Source organism: Kocuria massiliensis, assembly GCF_900169715.1.
Taxonomy (GTDB): domain Bacteria; phylum Actinomycetota; class Actinomycetes; order Actinomycetales; family Micrococcaceae; genus Rothia; species Rothia massiliensis.
The window spans coordinates 1-15,609 of the sequence record NZ_LT835160.1 but is presented as its reverse complement, the minus strand read 5'-3'; the positions used below and the strand labels follow the sequence as shown (position 1 = coordinate 15,609).

The window sequence follows — 15,609 nt, the reverse complement described above, 5'->3', positions numbered from 1 at the left end:
CGTTTTGCCGGGCGGCCCTCTTCGTCTCTTTCTTCAAACCAGTGGGGTGTTCACCCCTGTGAATACCCCAGTCGTTCGTCGGGGTCTATCCGAGCGAATCCGGTACAAGGAGAACTTTTCCTCGTGTCTTCCGATCTTCGAGGTAGCGGTGTGCCTCGGTGGCCTCCTCGAGAAGGAACGTTGTGTCCAGCGACGTCTTAAGGCGGCCGGCGAGAACGTCCTCAAACAGATCGTTCATGCGCCACTCGAGTTCGCGGCGATCCCGCAAATAATCGCCAATGGAGGGTCGGGTGACGAACAAGGAGCCGAGGGAATTCAACCGTTGCAGATCAAAGGGAGGAACTTGGCCGCTGGCACCGCCGAAAAGCACGGCCATGCCTCGAGGTTTGAGAGTGGAAAGGGACTCCTCGAAGGTCGTCCGGCCCACGGAATCGTAGACGACGTCGACGCCGCGCCCGTCGGTTAACTCTCGAACCGCAGCTCCGAAGCCCTCATAGCGAACTACATGGTCTGCGCCGTGAGCACGGGCGATGCTTTCCTTTTCATCCGTGGAAACCGTCGCAATAACCGTGGCGCCAAGGTTCTTCATCATCTGCACGGCCAAACCTCCAACTCCGCCCGCGCCAGCGTGAAAGAGCACCGTGTCGGAAGCCGAAACGGGATAGGTGGAGCGCACCAAATAGTGTGCGGTGACGCCTTGAAGCGGGAGGCACGCAGCTTCGCGTGGATCAATACCCTCCGGCAGCGTTACGGCACGTTCATCCTCGACGACGAAATATTCGGCGTAGGTCTGACGTGCCGTGCTGGTGGCAATTCTGTCGCCAACCTTCGCATGCGTGGTCGCTGAACCGGCGTGAACGACCGTTCCGACCGCCTCCGAACCGGGGATGAATGGATATTCGACGTCATATACACCGGAGCGCTGATACGTTTCGATGAAGTTGACGCCGGTGGCTTCCGTCCGCACGAGCAGTTGTGTCGAGCTGGGCTGAGGGACCGGGACCTCACGTTTTTCGAAGACTTCGGGCCCTCCACTGCGCGGTGCGCACTGAGCGGACATCTTCTGGGGGATCTGATCGGGCACGGTCGGCTCCTTCCGACGAGACAGTGATCTTCCGTCATTCTAGCCTCACAATGCATAAACATTTATGAGGTTGCATAAATCTGCGGTAGGCTGTGGGCATGACATTTTCGGTAGCAGTTTCCGGCGCCACGGGATATGCCGGGGGAGAGGTCCTCCGGCTTCTTGCCCAGCATCCCCACGTAGAGGTCACCACCGTGGCCGCTCACTCGCAGGCGGGTGCCCGATTTGGCGACGTGATGCCTCATCTGCGCTCCTACGCTGACATGACCGTCCAAGAAACGTCGACGGAGAGTCTCTCCGGTCACGACGTCGTCTTTCTCGCCTTGCCGCACGGGGCCAGCGCAAGTATTGCGTCCGAATTACCGAAATCCACGCTCGTGATCGACGCCGGAGCGGATCATCGACTCCGTGACCCGGAGGCGTGGAAGGCATTCTATGGAACGGACCATGCTGGGCATTGGCCGTATGGGTTGCCGGAACTCGTGACCGAACCCGTCAGTGGTGGCGTGCGCATCAAGCGGCGCTCGTCACTGGTCGGGGCTCGACGAATCGCCGTTCCCGGCTGCTACCCCACAGGCGCCCAGCTTGCACTCGCGCCTGGGCTGGCCGAAGGACTCATCCAGCCGGAAGACATCGTGATCGTCTCCGCTTCGGGAACATCTGGTGCTGGGAAGAGTCTCAAGCCTCATCTGCAGGCCAGTGAGGCGATGTCGTCGATGTCTCCCTATGGAGTTGGCGGAGTCCATCGGCACGTTCCGGAAATCGAACAGGGTTTCGGGGATGCGTCCGGGGCCATCCCCAGTGTGAGTTTCACGCCGACGTTGGCCCCGATGCCCCGAGGAATCCTGACGACCGCTACCGCACGCCTCTTCCCGGGAGTCACCGAAGAGCAGCTTCGTGAGGCATGGCAAGCAACGTACGAGGATGAGCCTTTCGTGCACCTGCTCCCAGAGGGTCAGTGGCCGACCACGAAATCCGTCCAGGGCAGTAACCACGTCGTGATGCAGCTGGCGGTCGATGAACGAGCGGGACGACTAGTCGTGACGAGCGCGATCGACAACCTGGTGAAGGGCACGGCCGGTGGTGCCATTCAGTCCATGAATATTGCCCTTGGTCTTCCCGAGACTACAGGCCTGACACAGGAAGGTTTGGTGCCATGAGCACCCCCACTCAGAATTCACCCCTTGTCTCCACGGAACATGGCTTGGCCGAGGTCCTTGGGTTCCAGTATTCCGGCGTGCGCGCCGGGCTGAAGGCCAGCGGTGCACCCGATGTCGCTTTGGTCCACAACCAAGGACCCGAATTTTCCGCAGCCTCCGTCTTTACGACCAACCGCTTTGCCGCGGCTCCCGTCGAGTGGTCTCGCGAGGCGGTTTCTGACGGCCGGGCGGATGCCGTCGTTGTGAACTCCGGGGGAGCCAACGCTTGCACTGGTCCGGAAGGATTCGCCGCGACGCATCGAACCGCCGAACATGTGGCGAATCTCCTGGGTGTTTCGGCCCTGGACGTGGTGGTCTGTTCCACCGGCTTGATCGGCGAGCAGTTGCCCATGGACAAGCTCCTTCCAGGGCTCGACCACGCCGTGACGGAACTCGGCGCCGGGGGACTCGCCGACGACGCCGCCGCGCGAGCGATCATGACCACCGACACGGTGCCCAAAAAGGCTTCGCTCGCTTTTGACACGGATGAGGGAACGGTGCATGTAGGTGGTGTGGCCAAAGGTGCCGGAATGTTGGCCCCGGGCTTGGCGACCATGCTCGTCGTCCTCGCGACCGACGCCTCCTTGCCGCCCGATGTGCTGAATCGGAGCCTTCACGCCGCAACGGAACAAAGCTTCAACCGCGCCGACTCGGACGGTTGCATGTCCACTAACGACACCGTGACCCTCATGGCTTCCGGCGCTTCCGGCGTACATCCTAGCGAGACGGACTTCACCGAGGCTCTGACGAAGGTTTGCGTGAGTTTGGCGTTGCAGCTGATTTCCGATGCGGAGGGGGCACAGCACGATATTCACGTCACGACCAAGAACGCGGTGACCGAGGGGCAAGCCCTCGAAGTCTCTCGCGCGGTCGCCAGATCGAACCTGTTCAAGTGCGCCATCTTTGGCAATGACCCAAACTGGGGCCGGATCCTGTCGGAAGTCGGAACTACTCAGGCCGAATTCACTCCGGGTGCCGTGAACGTGAGCATCAACGGCGTCGAAATCTGCCGCGGTGGCGCCATCGGAGACGACCGTGACTTGATTGACCTGGCCGCGGACCGAAAGGTCGACGTCGTCATCGACCTTGCCGCGGGAGACCAAAGCGCCACGATCTGGACGAATGACCTCACCTACGACTACGTCGAGGAAAACTCGGCGTATTCCAGTTAGGAGTACCGTGCCGATTCATAGTGAAAATACCCGGTACGCGGAGGCCGAGCTTAAGGCCGAAACGTTGATGGAAGCTCTTCCATGGATTCAACGGTTCGCGGGCAAAATCATGGTCTTCAAATACGGCGGAAACGCGATGGTTAGCGAGGAATTGCGTGCCGCCTTCGCCGAAGACATGGTCTTCTTGCGCTCGGTGGGAATCCGCCCCGTGGTCGTTCACGGCGGTGGGCCTCAGATTTCGGCGATGCTCGAGAGATTGGGCATCCCCAGCGAATTTCGTGGGGGTCTTCGGTACACGACTCCTGAGGCCATGGACGTGGTGCGGATGGTTTTGACGGGCCAGGTCGCACGTCAACTCGTGGGCCTGATTAATCAACACGGCCCACACGCGGTAGGGATGTCCGGAGAAGACGGCGGGTTGTTGCGCGCTCGCCGCATGACGACGGTCGTGGAAGGGCGGGAAACCGATCTAGGCCTCGTGGGTGAGGTCGTCGGGGTTAACACCACGGCCATTACGTCGATGATCGACGCCGGAAAAATCCCCGTGATTTCTTCGATCGCCCCGGAGATTTTGGCCGACGGTCGCGCAGACGCCGAAGGCATGCCGCTGGATACCTTGACGGGAAACATCCTGAACGTCAACGCAGACACGGCCGCCGCAGCAGTCGCAGCCGCCATCGGTGCGGAGAAGCTGGTGATGCTGACGGACGTGGAAGGCCTCTATGCTCAGTGGCCTGACCCCAACTCGCTGGTCAGCTCTCTGACGACCGCGGAACTGCGCGAAATGATTCCTCATCTCAGCGAAGGGATGATCCCCAAGATGGGCGGTTGCCTGGCCGCCGTCGAAAACGGTGTCCCGACGGCGTCCATCGTCGACGGGCGTCGTCCTCACTCGCCGTTGCTCGAGATCTTCACCGACTCCGGCATCGGAACACAGGTGACCAACGGGCAGACGATTAGACCGCTTGCGGATTTTGTGCCAGTGGATCCACTACACCCCACCGAGGAGACAGCATGACCCAGAAAGACTTACTGGCCGCTTACCGAAACGATCTCCTGGGCGTTTTCGGAGACCCCTCCCTGGTGTTAACGGAAGGCCACGGATGCCGGGTCATGGATGCCGACGGCAATACCTACCTCGATCTCCTCGGCGGAATTGCGGTGAACGCGCTCGGGCACGCTCATCCGCGGTGGGTCGAGGCCGTAACCCAGCAAGCGGCCAAGATGGCGCACGTGTCCAATTTCTTCACCTCGCCGTCCCAAGTGGGACTGGCACGAAAGCTCCTGGAAATTCTTGCGGCACCGGATGATTCCAAGGTCTTTTTCGCCAATTCGGGGACCGAAGCCAATGAGGCCGCCCTCAAGCTTATTCGGGCCCACGGAAACGCGGCGTCACCGAAGAAGTCCCGTGTGATCGCCCTTCAGGACGGATTCCACGGCAGGACGGCTGGGGCTCTCGCCGCCACCTGGAAGGAAGCCTATCGGGCACCGTTCCAGCCTCTTCCCGGAGGAGTGGAATTCATTGAACCGACCGTTGAAGCTCTCAACCGCGTGATGGATCAGAACGTTGCTGGGATCATTCTGGAACCGATTCAAGGTGAAGCCGGTGTTCGTCCTCTGCCGACGGGCTTTCTCGCCGAGGCCCGAAAGCGGAGTACCGAATGCGGTGCCCTGTTGGTCGTCGATGAAGTCCAGAGCGGCATGGGACGTACGGGGCAGTGGCTCGCGAGTTCTCGTGAGCTTGGGGTGGAGACCCCTCCCGATGCGGTGACACTCGCGAAGTCTCTCGGGGGAGGCTTCCCGATCGGTGCCATGGTGACCATGACATCCGTGGCCACGGGAGTACTTGGCCCCGGAAACCACGGAACCACGTTCGGTGGGAATCCATTGGCCACTTCCGCAGGATTAGCGACCATCGAAACCATCGAGGATGAAGGCCTGCTGACGAATGCGCGAGAAATGGGCGAGGTTCTCCGCCGTGGTCTGGAGGCGCTGGACGACGTCGTTGCGGTCCGAGGAGAAGGACTCCTGCTGGCCATGGACTTGCGCGACGCCGGCTCAGTCCCCGGGGGTCTGGCACCCGCCGTGGTGTCCGCCGCGCGGAAGAACGGATTCATCATCAACGCGACAGGGGCAGAAACGCTGCGTCTAGCACCGCCCCTCATCATTACGGAGGCCGAGGTTCGCGAATTCTTGCAAGCCTTGCCCGGAATCATCGAGGTCGCCCGGTCCGCTTGAGGCCGCGCGACATTCACCAGGACCATCGGAAGAGAAGTACCCCTCATGACACGGCATTTCCTGCTCGACACCGACCTCACGCCCGCTGAACAAGCGGATGTTTTGGATTTGGCCATCGCGATGAAAGCGGATCGTTGGGCTCATCGCCCATACGAAGGACCGCAGAGCGTCGCCGTCATCTTCGATAAGACGTCGACCCGGACGCGTTTTTCTTTTGCCACGGGAATTGCCGACTTGGGCGGTTCACCGATCATCGTGAATCCAGGCGAGTCGCAACTGGGACATAAGGAGTCCGTGGCCGACACCTCCAAGGTGTTGTCCCAAATGGTTGCGACCATTGTGTGGCGCACCTTTGAGCAATCGGGTCTCGAAGAAATGGCCGAAAATGCCACGGTTCCGGTGATTAATGCGTTGTCCGATGACTATCATCCGTGCCAGATCTTGGCAGACTTGCTGACCATTCGAGAGCGCTTCGGCCGGACCGAAGGCTTGACCATGGCCTATCTCGGAGACGCCGCGAACAACATGTCGAATTCGTATCTGCTGGGTGGAGCGACGGCGGGAATGAATGTTCACGTGGCCGGCCCCGAGGGCCACCTACCGGCATCAGATATTCTCGACGCGGCCCGCGAACGCGCGGCGCAGACGGGAGCCACGATTCGGGCGACCACGAATGTGAGCGAAGCGGTGGCGGGCGCGGACATCGTCGTCACGGATACGTGGATTTCGATGGGGCAGTCGGACCCGACGGGGCAACGGGAAAAAGACTTCGCGCCCTATCAGGTGAATGAGGACGTGATGAAACAGGCGGGACCGGAGGCCATCTTTATGCACTGCCTACCCGCATACCGAGGGAAAGAAGTGACGGCCGACGTGATCGACGGTGAACGGTCTGTGGTGTGGCAAGAAGCTGGAAATCGGGTCCACGCGCAAAAAGCCATCATGACCTGGCTCATGAATGAGTCGGCGCGCAATGCAAGGGAGCGATGAAGATTATGGGAATTCCGTCCACGAAAGCCGCTCGGCAGGCTCGCATCATTGCCCTGTTGGAATCGTCAAAAATTCGTTCGCAGTCCGCGCTCGCGGATCATCTCGAGAAAGACGGCGTCCAGGTCACTCAGGCCACGTTGTCGAGGGATCTTGTCGAAATTGGGGCAGAGAGAATTCGAGGGTCGGATGGGGTCCTCGTCTATGCGGTCCCTGGAGCAGACCCAGCTCGCGATCGCGACGGTGACGCTCCCGATCGCCTCAAGAGCCTCTTCCGAGACTTGCTGATCATGGCGGAGTCCAGCGGCAACATCGTGATGCTGAGAACTCCGGCGGGTGCCGCGCAGTTCTTGGCTTCAGCTTTAGACCACACGGAAATTCCGGAAGCCATCGGCACGATCGCGGGGGACGACACCGTGATGGTGGTCTCGAGGGACCCTCAGGGCGGTGCGGATTTGGCGCAACGCTTCCTGGAGTGGTCGGAATGAGCGACCCGGTGGCTGGGGCTATCGGATCCCGCGCTCGCTGAGAAAGGTCTTCATGTCCTCGATGTCGAAGAATTCCGCAACGGCGGCTGGGGTCTGGGAACCGATCGTTGCGTCGGCACCGGCATCCAGAAGGGCTTCCGCGATGTCTCTTCTATTCCGGAAAACCGCACTGACGAGGGCAGACTGACCGCGATCGTTAAGCCGGTCGAGGTCCGCGCCTCGCTCTATTAGCAGCGAAACGACCTCCGGTTGTTCACGGTAGGCGGCCAAGATGAGCAATGTGTCGCCCCGGGAATTGGTGAGGTTGACCGGCACTCCCTGGTCGAGGGCGCTCTGAAGCTCCTGGACCTGACCGTCGCGTGCCATATCAAAGATGTGGTGGAGTAACGCGAGCTCCTCGTCCGTGAGCTCAGGGGAATTTTGCGGTGAATCGGTCATGACGCTCCCTGATTTATTGTGAATAACTCAAAATAACCTTACCGGACGTCGGGAGGCCCTGTCAGGTGCGAGGGATTCGACCCACCCGATGTGTATAAATACAATAAAAGATGTATAGTCATACAGGAACGAGGCACGAGCGTCACCGGAGGCGGGACGCACAGCGAGAAAGGTGGACACCATGACGGATCGGGTAGTCCTGGCATATTCGGGAGGCCTGGATACTTCCGTGGCCATTGGATGGATCGGAGAAGCCACGGGCGCAGAAGTTATCGCCGTGGCGGTCGACGTCGGACAGGGCGGCGAAGACCTGGAGACCATCCGCCAGCGGGCTTTGGACTGCGGCGCCGTCGAGGCGTACGTGGCCGACGCACGCGAGGAATTTGCAACCGAATATTGCATGCCCGCGCTGAAGAGCAACGCGCTATATATGGACGCGTATCCGTTGGTTTCTGCGGTTTCTCGCCCCGTGATCGTCAAGCACTTGGTCAAGGCGGCGAAGCAGTTTAATGCGACGACCGTCGCCCACGGTTGTACCGGTAAGGGTAATGACCAGGTGCGTTTCGAGGTCGGCATCCAGACTCTGGGACCGGACCTTCAGTGCATCGCACCCGTGCGTGACCTCGCGCTGACCCGTGAAAAAGCGATTGGTTACGCTGAGCGGAACGACCTTCCGATCGTGACCACCAAGTCCAACCCGTTCTCGATCGACCAGAACGTGTGGGGCCGCGCGGTCGAAACCGGATTCTTGGAAGACATCTGGAACGCGCCCACCAAGGATGTCTACGACTACACGGACGACCCGACGTTCCCGCCGTCCGTGGACGAAGTCACGATCACGTTTGACCAGGGAGTTCCCGTCGCCATCGACGGCGAAACCGTGACTCCTCTGGAAGCCATCCAGATCATGAATCGTCGGGCAGGGGCCCAGGGCATTGGCCGGATCGACGTCGTGGAAGACCGTCTGGTGGGCATTAAGTCCCGCGAAATCTATGAGGCTCCGGGCGCTATGGCGTTGATCGCCGCGCACAAGGAACTTGAAAACGTCACGATCGAACGGGAGCAGGCACGCTTCAAGAAGACCGTGGATCAGCGGTGGACCGAGTTGGTCTATGACGGTCAGTGGTTCTCCCCGCTGAAGAAGTCCTTGGACGTCTTCGTGGATGACACCCAAAAGATGGTCAATGGCGAGATTCGGATGGAATTGCACGGCGGCCGCGCTACCGTGACCGGACGGCGCTCTGAAACCTCGCTGTATGATTTCAACCTCGCAACATACGACGAAGGCGACAGCTTCGATCAGTCTGCCGCCCGCGGGTTCATCGAGCTGTTTGGAATGTCGTCGAAGGTGGCATCAAGCCGCGAGCAGAAGCTCGGCGGACAATAGTCCACGACGCATCATCGGCCCGTCGAATTCGTAGTGCGTATTCGACGGGCCGTTTTCAGCACAGCACGACCTCCCGGAGCGGAAAAGCTCCGAATCTACGAGAAAGGCCGAACGGTGACTTTGACTCACGATAAGCACGGCACCAACGAGGGTGCGCTCTGGGGTGGGCGCTTCTCTGGCGGTCCCTCAGAGGCGCTCGCAGCCTTGAGCAAATCGACCCAGTTCGACTGGCGCCTCGCACCGTATGACATCGCTGGCTCGCGGGCTCACGCCCGAGTTCTCCACGCTCGGAACCTCCTCACAGATTCCGAACTTGAGGGGATGCTCCAGGCTCTCGACCGGTTGGAAGAGGACGTAAGGTCCGGCGCCTACACACCGGCAGAGTCCGACGAAGACGTTCACGGCGCCCTCGAGAAGGGACTCCTCGAACGAGCCGGTACCGAGCTGGGCGGAAAATTGCGTGCCGGCCGGTCCCGAAATGATCAGATCGCGACCATGGGGCGTATGTACCTCCGTGACCACGCTTCGATCATTGCCGGCGAAGTTCTCGGCGTTATCGACGCCTTGATCGCTCAATCGGAGGCTCACCCTTACGCCCCGATGCCCGGTCGAACCCACCTGCAGCATGCGCAACCCATTCTGCTCTCGCATCATCTGCTCGCTCACGCTTGGGCTCTTTCTCGTGACCTGGAGCGATTGAGGGACTGGGACCGCCGCGCGGCCGTTTCTCCCTACGGATCGGGTGCGCTCGCGGGATCATCTCTGGGACTGGACCCCAATGTCGTCGCCGAAGAATTGGGCTTCGACTCGGCCACACACAATTCCATTGACGGCACGGCAGGGCGCGACGTCTATGCGGAATTCTCGTGGATTTGCGCCATGATTTCGGTGGATCTTTCCCGGATTTCGGAAGAAGTGATTACGTGGGCGACCAAGGAATTCTCCTTCGTGACACTCCACGATTCTTTCTCGACGGGGTCCTCGATCATGCCGCAGAAGAAGAACCCGGATATCGCTGAATTGGCTCGAGGTAAATCCGGGCGTCTCATCGGTGACCTCGCGGGTCTGCTGGCCACCCTCAAGGCCTTGCCCTTGGCCTATAACCGTGACCTTCAGGAAGATAAAGAGCCGATTTTCGACGCGATTGATCAGCTCGAAGTTTTGCTCCCTGCGGTCTCCGGGATGGTCGCAACACTCGTCTTCCACGTGGACCGCTTGGCCGAATTGGCGCCGCAAGGTTTCGCCTTGGCCACAGACGTCGCGGAATGGCTGGTACGTCAGGGGGTTCCGTTCCGTGTGGCCCATGAAATTGCGGGTGATGCGGTGCGGGTCTGCGAAGAGAAGAACTGCGAGCTGTGGGATCTGACGGACGAAGATTTCGCACACATATCCGAACATCTTGTTCCCGCCGTCCGCGAGGTTCTGACCGTCGAGGGATCGTTGAACTCGCGATCCTCACAGGGCGGGACGGCGCCGTCGGCCGTGGCGCACCAGTTGCAGTCGCTCAAGACGGCGTTGGAAGCCGATCGTGAGTTTGCAGCCCGCCCCCAGCGAATTTCCTAAGACACGCTGAACCTGAGCCGTCCGCGTTCACGGATTCGGGCCAAGGCATCGGAACACCGCCCCGGCAAGGTATCTTGCCGGGGCGGTGTTGGCGTAATCTATGAGATGCACTTTGAGATCATGAGGGCTTGTGCGTGCCCGGAAAACAGGCGATTAATGAACCAATTCACCACGCCCACCGCCGACGAACGCGTTGTGCAGACCATCGAGAAAGTCTGCGCCGTCATCCCCAACTATCCGGAACCCGGCATTATTTTTCGGGACTTGACTCCGCTATTCGCCGACGGCGCCGCATTCCGTGAAGTCATTGACGCTTTGCTTCATCGTTTTGAGGGCCAATTCGATGTCGTCGCGGGCGTGGAGGCCCGAGGATTTCTGCTGGCTTCGGCGGCGGCCTACGCGGCGGGCGTCGGCGTGATGCCAGTTCGCAAGGAAGGCAAACTTCCGCGGGAAACGTACTCGGAGTCCTACAGTCTCGAATACGGGACCGCTACCTTGGAGATTCACCGCGACGATATTCCCGAAGGTTCCCGGGTCCTGATCCTGGACGACATCCTCGCGACCGGAGGCACCTTGGGCGCTACGGTGAAGCTCATGGAGCGGGCCGGTCTCGCGGTAGCCGGCATCGGTGTGGTCATGGAACTCGATGGTTTGAGCGGTCGGAATAATTTGAGTGGTCAAGCGATTGAGGCCTTGTACACGGTCTAAGATCGATTGTCCCTAGTTTCACGTCACGGTAATTCCGAGGGGTTTCAACACACACATGACTCATACCCACGAGGTCGCCGGGGACCACACTGTTCCTGACGAAAGCCCAGCCCACGAAGCCTATGAGCGCCAGCTCGAAGAGGCCATGAACCACGAGCGCTCCTATGTGGATCGGCTCTACCGGCGGCTGGATGAATTACGCGAGGAAAACCGAGAGAAACTTGCGGCGACCCGCCGAGTGGGTTCTGCAGGTAGTCACCAAAACCGGTCTGAACGCGATGCGTATGCAACCTTTTACGAGGACCGCCTGGCACAACTCGACGCCGTGGACAATCGTTTGGTCTTCGGACGCTTGGATCTCGACGACGAATCCACCCGATACATCGGACGTATTGGTATGGCTGATGAACACCACGAACGGCTCATGGTGGATTGGCGCGCACCGGAGGCCGGGACGTTTTACCAAGCCACGGCCTTCGAACGGCAGGGTGTTCAGCGTCGTCGGCACCTCATTTTGGACAGGCGAACGCTCAAGAATATTGAAGATGATGTTCTCGACCCGGAGTTCTTGGAGCATGACGAGGTTTTGCACGGTGAAGGCGCACTCTTAGCGGCCCTCAACCGTAAGAGGACCGGTCGGATGACCGATATCGTCGCCACGATTCAGGCGGAACAGGATCGGATCATCAGGGCTGACCTTCCCGGCGTGCGCGTAGTTCAGGGCGGTCCAGGCACAGGTAAAACGGCAGTGGCTCTGCACCGTGCCGCGTACCTGCTGTATACCAACAGGGAACGGCTCCAGAAATCGGGTGTCCTCGTGGTGGGGCCATCGTCCTCCTTCATGTGGTACATCGAACGCGTTCTTCCGTCCTTGGGGGAGACGGGCGTTGTGATGGCGTCCTTGGCCACGCTGTATCCGGGAATTCGGGCGGTGCCGGAACTTGACCCAAGAGTTGCGAAGATCAAGGGATCTCTCGACATGGCCAAGGTCATCAAACGGGCCGTTGCCGACCGCCAAAAAGTGCCGGCTCAGGTCCAGCGTCTACGCATCGATTCCTCGACCGTGGAACTCACGCCCAAATCGGTCAAAAGGGCTCGTGAACGGGCCCGCTCCACGGGGAAGCCGCATAACCAAGCGCGCGAGACCTTCGTCAAGATTCTCGTGCAGGAATTGGCGGACCAGCTCGAACAACAACTCAACGAGTCGAGCGGTAATGACATGGACCGCTCGTACCTGGTGGAAGATGTTCGCCAATCCCACGATGTCCGAGTCGCGCTGAATCTTGCGTGGATGCCGTTGCGGGCAGAGACCCTCATCAACGACCTCTTCACCAAGGAGCGGTATCTCGAATCGGCGGCGAAGAAACTGACCCGGGAAGATCGAGCAGCTTTGCTGCGGGATCGGGGCGCACCTTTCACTGAGGCGGATGTTCCGCTTCTCGACGAGGCCGCTGAACTGCTCGGCGATTTCGAACAGGCCGTGGGGCAACAAGCTGCACGCGCCGCGGCTCAGCGCGAGTCGAACCTAGAAAACGCGACGAAGACCATGGAAAACGTCGACGCAGCCCTGGAAGAGATGGGCCTCAACGGTGTCGTAACGGCCGAGATGCTGGCCGATATGAACGAGGCTGGTGCGGTCAGGATGACGGCCGCGGAAGCTGCCATGTCCGATAGGACCTGGGCTTACGGTCACGTCGTCGTCGATGAAGCCCAAGAACTGTCTCCCATGCAATGGCGTCTATTGATGCGTCGATGCCCGATGAAATCCTTCACCGTGGTGGGAGACATCGCTCAGGCGTCGGCGGCCGCAGCGTCATCGAGTTGGGCCGATGCGCTCGAACCTTTTGTGGGTGAGCGATTCAGTCTCGATGAATTGACGGTCAATTACCGTACTCCCGCCCAGATTTCGGATGCCGCGGTATCGGTGGCGCAGGCGGCGGGGCTGGACGTCTCGGCTCCGCGAGCCGTGCGTGAGGGAGAGTGGCCTCCGGCACTGATCCGCTCGAACGACGTCGTCGACGAGGTGATTCGCCGGATCCGCGAAGACCTCGACGCTGTGGTCGGCGGGTTGATCGGCGTCATCGTTGCTCGCCCCGAATATTCTGAGGTCGTGACCGCGGTCCGGCGAGAATTCGCCGATCTTGCGGGAACCTCCGAAACCGCGCTTGAACGGCAGATTTTGGTGCTATCCCCCTGGGAAGCGAAGGGGTTGGAGTTCGATACCGTGGTCGTCGTCGAACCGGCGTCCATTGTGGAAGCGGCGCACGGAACCGTGGGCGATCTTTATGTGAGCATGACCCGACCGACGCAGAGGTTGGCTCTGGTCGGCTCCCGCGAATTTCCACCAGGCCTCGAGAACTGGTGTGATGCGGACGCGAAGGCATAATCCTGGCCGAGGAATCGTCACGGAACGTGACAAACGACGAATGGTAATGTGAGAAAAGTGATGGAACAACAGGTGGTCAAGCCGGTTCACGGGCTCAACGAGCAGTCCAACGACCCGACGTTCGACAATATATGGCAAGAACTCACCTGGCGTGGGCTCGTCCATGTCTCCACGGATCAGGAGGCTCTCGAGAAGTCTCTCGCCGAAGAGACCGTCACCTATTACTGCGGATTCGACCCCACGGCCGCGTCTTTGCACCTTGGGCATTTGGTGCAACTCTTGCTGATGCGTCGACTTCAGCTGGATGGCCATAAGCCCCTCGGGCTGGTGGGCGGCTCCACAGGACTCATCGGCGACCCTCGTCAGACCGCGGAACGAACCCTGAACTCCCGCGAAGTTGTGAGCGAATGGGTGGATGCCCTCCGAGGGCAGGTCAAGCGTTTCCTCTCCTTCGAGGGGGACAACGCCGCGCGTATGGTCAACAACTTGGATTGGACGGGCGGCCTTTCCGCCATCGATTTTCTCAGGGAAATCGGCAAGAACTTCCGCGTCGGAACCATGATCAAGAAGGAAATCGTCGCGAAGAGGCTCCACTCTGACGAAGGAATTTCCTACACGGAGTTCAGTTATCAGATCCTCCAAGGAATGGACTTCCTCGAGCTGTACCGCCAATACGGTTGCACGCTTCAGTCGGGCGGATCGGATCAATGGGGCAACCTGACCTCGGGTACGGAGCTGATCCGCAAGGTGGAGGGCCAAACGGTTCACGCCATCGGTACTCCACTCATCACGAATTCCGACGGCACCAAATTCGGAAAATCCGAAGGCAATGCCATCTGGCTCGATCCGGATCTGACGAGTCCGTACGCGTTCTACCAGTTCTGGCTCAACACCGCGGACGCCGACGTCGTGGATCGGCTCAAGGTGTTTACCTTCAAGAGCCGAGCCGAGATCGAAGAACTAGGTCGGCAGACCGAGGAAGAACCGTTCCGTCGAGAAGCGCAAAAGGCACTGGCCTATGAAGTGTGCTCGCTCGTTCACGGTGTCGAAGCAACCGAAAAAGTCATCGAAGCCTCAGCTGCACTCTTTGGCAAGGGTGACTTCGCGAGCCTCGATGAGTCGACGCTGACCGCGGCGACGGCCGAGCTACCGCACGCAACCGTCGACGACAACGACCTCAGCCTGATCCACCTTCTCGTGGCAACTGGTCTGTGCGAATCCAAATCTGCTGCGCGTCGGACTCTGAAGGAAGGTGGTGCCTCCGTGAATAACCAAAAAGTACAGGGTGAAGACGCCGCCGTGGAGAAGGACCAACTCCTCTTGGGCAAGTACGCCGTAATCAGGCGCGGGAAGAAGAACATGGCGATGGTGACCGTTGAGCGGAGCTAGCACATCCGCACCGAGCCTTGCTGACTTCTGACAACTGACGCGACGACGGCCCGGCCCCCACTGAAGAGTGGTGGCCGGGCCGTTCTTCGTTGATATACCGGGCTTGTTGGGGGTGTGGTGTGTTTCACGTGGTTTCGAGTTGCTGTGGTTGTTCACGTGTGTGTAAAGTCTTTTCTTGTCGCCGCGAGGTGCGGGGGACTTGTTCTGACAGGTTCTGCTGTTGATTCGATTCTGGTGCGGCCGTTTTTCCTTCTCTGGTGAAGATTGCTGGGTTGTGTCTTGCTGTGTGTGAGGTGCTTCTGGTGGTTGTTCGGGGTTGGGGTTGCGGGCTGGTTTCGGGTCTGGTAGGTTAGAGAAGTTGCCGCTTTTTCGTGGTGATGGTTGATGTGACCGGCGTTGGCTGGGGTCATGATGGTTTGTTGTGATTCTGGTGGGCGTGTGGTTCGTTGTTTGAGAACTCAATAGTGTGCTTTGTTTATAGAATGTTGTACCAATGTTTTTTGTAGAAATTCTTGTTGGTTTCAGCATGACCTGATGAACGTTTGATCATCACCCCGTGATGGTTGTTTG

Annotated in this window: 13 protein-coding genes; 11 read left to right on the top strand and 2 right to left on the bottom strand. The window is 59.8% G+C overall.

All coding sequences use genetic code 11. The annotated features are described in order from the left end of the window. Window positions 1–85 precede the first annotated feature (85 nt). Window positions 86–1,084: a quinone oxidoreductase family protein gene (locus B9Y51_RS01580; protein WP_342742319.1), complete on the bottom strand. Its 999-nt coding sequence runs from the start codon at window positions 1,082–1,084 to the stop codon at window positions 86–88. Between the two features lie 98 nt (window positions 1,085–1,182). Between B9Y51_RS01580 and argC the strand changes: the two genes are divergently transcribed. From argC to B9Y51_RS01550, 6 genes are all read left to right on the top strand, one after another. Further along, complete coding sequence (gene argC, locus B9Y51_RS01575) at window positions 1,183–2,244, top strand: N-acetyl-gamma-glutamyl-phosphate reductase (RefSeq protein ID WP_085528572.1); 1,062 nt, start codon at window positions 1,183–1,185, stop codon at window positions 2,242–2,244. Then, window positions 2,241–3,455 carry a bifunctional glutamate N-acetyltransferase/amino-acid acetyltransferase ArgJ gene (gene argJ / locus B9Y51_RS01570; protein ID WP_085528571.1) on the top strand — a complete coding sequence of 405 codons (1,215 nt, stop codon included), beginning with the start codon at window positions 2,241–2,243 and terminating at the stop codon, window positions 3,453–3,455. Before argC ends, argJ begins: the two co-directional genes overlap by 4 nt. A 67-nt stretch (window positions 3,456–3,522) precedes the next feature. Beyond that, entirely contained in the window at window positions 3,523–4,473 is a 951-nt protein-coding gene (gene argB / locus B9Y51_RS01565) for an acetylglutamate kinase (protein ID WP_245826045.1), read from the top strand. Further along, window positions 4,470–5,693, top strand: coding sequence for an acetylornithine transaminase (locus tag B9Y51_RS01560; protein WP_085528570.1), 1,224 nt, complete (start codon window positions 4,470–4,472; stop codon window positions 5,691–5,693). Before argB ends, B9Y51_RS01560 begins: the two co-directional genes overlap by 4 nt. A 45-nt stretch (window positions 5,694–5,738) precedes the next feature. Continuing rightward, window positions 5,739–6,683, top strand: a complete 945-nt coding sequence (gene argF / locus B9Y51_RS01555) for an ornithine carbamoyltransferase (protein WP_048679075.1) — start codon at window positions 5,739–5,741, stop codon at window positions 6,681–6,683. A gap of 5 nt (window positions 6,684–6,688) precedes the next feature. Next, a complete protein-coding gene (locus B9Y51_RS01550; protein WP_085528888.1) occupies window positions 6,689–7,168 on the top strand; it encodes an arginine repressor in 480 nt (159 codons plus the stop codon). A gap of 18 nt (window positions 7,169–7,186) precedes the next feature. Here B9Y51_RS01550 and B9Y51_RS01545 read toward each other — a convergent pair whose 3' ends face one another. Further along, complete coding sequence (locus B9Y51_RS01545) at window positions 7,187–7,606, bottom strand: ankyrin repeat domain-containing protein (RefSeq protein ID WP_085528569.1); 420 nt, start codon at window positions 7,604–7,606, stop codon at window positions 7,187–7,189. Window positions 7,607–7,787: 181 nt separating this feature from the next. Between B9Y51_RS01545 and B9Y51_RS01540 the strand changes: the two genes are divergently transcribed. From B9Y51_RS01540 to tyrS, 5 genes are all read left to right on the top strand, one after another. Continuing rightward, window positions 7,788–8,993: an argininosuccinate synthase gene (locus B9Y51_RS01540; protein ID WP_048679069.1), complete on the top strand. Its 1,206-nt coding sequence runs from the start codon at window positions 7,788–7,790 to the stop codon at window positions 8,991–8,993. A 114-nt stretch (window positions 8,994–9,107) separates the two neighbouring features. Further along, window positions 9,108–10,556 (top strand): argininosuccinate lyase, encoded by a 1,449-nt coding sequence (gene argH / locus B9Y51_RS01535; RefSeq protein WP_245826017.1) that lies wholly within the window; start codon window positions 9,108–9,110, stop codon window positions 10,554–10,556. Window positions 10,557–10,712: 156 nt separating this feature from the next. Beyond that, entirely contained in the window at window positions 10,713–11,264 is a 552-nt protein-coding gene (locus B9Y51_RS01530) for an adenine phosphoribosyltransferase (protein WP_048679063.1), read from the top strand. Window positions 11,265–11,319: 55 nt separating this feature from the next. Then, window positions 11,320–13,650 carry a HelD family protein gene (locus B9Y51_RS01525; RefSeq protein WP_085528568.1) on the top strand — a complete coding sequence of 777 codons (2,331 nt, stop codon included), beginning with the start codon at window positions 11,320–11,322 and terminating at the stop codon, window positions 13,648–13,650. A 60-nt stretch (window positions 13,651–13,710) separates the two neighbouring features. Continuing rightward, window positions 13,711–15,039, top strand: a complete 1,329-nt coding sequence (gene tyrS / locus B9Y51_RS01520; protein WP_085528567.1) for a tyrosine--tRNA ligase — start codon at window positions 13,711–13,713, stop codon at window positions 15,037–15,039. The last annotated feature ends 570 nt before the right edge of the window (window positions 15,040–15,609 follow it).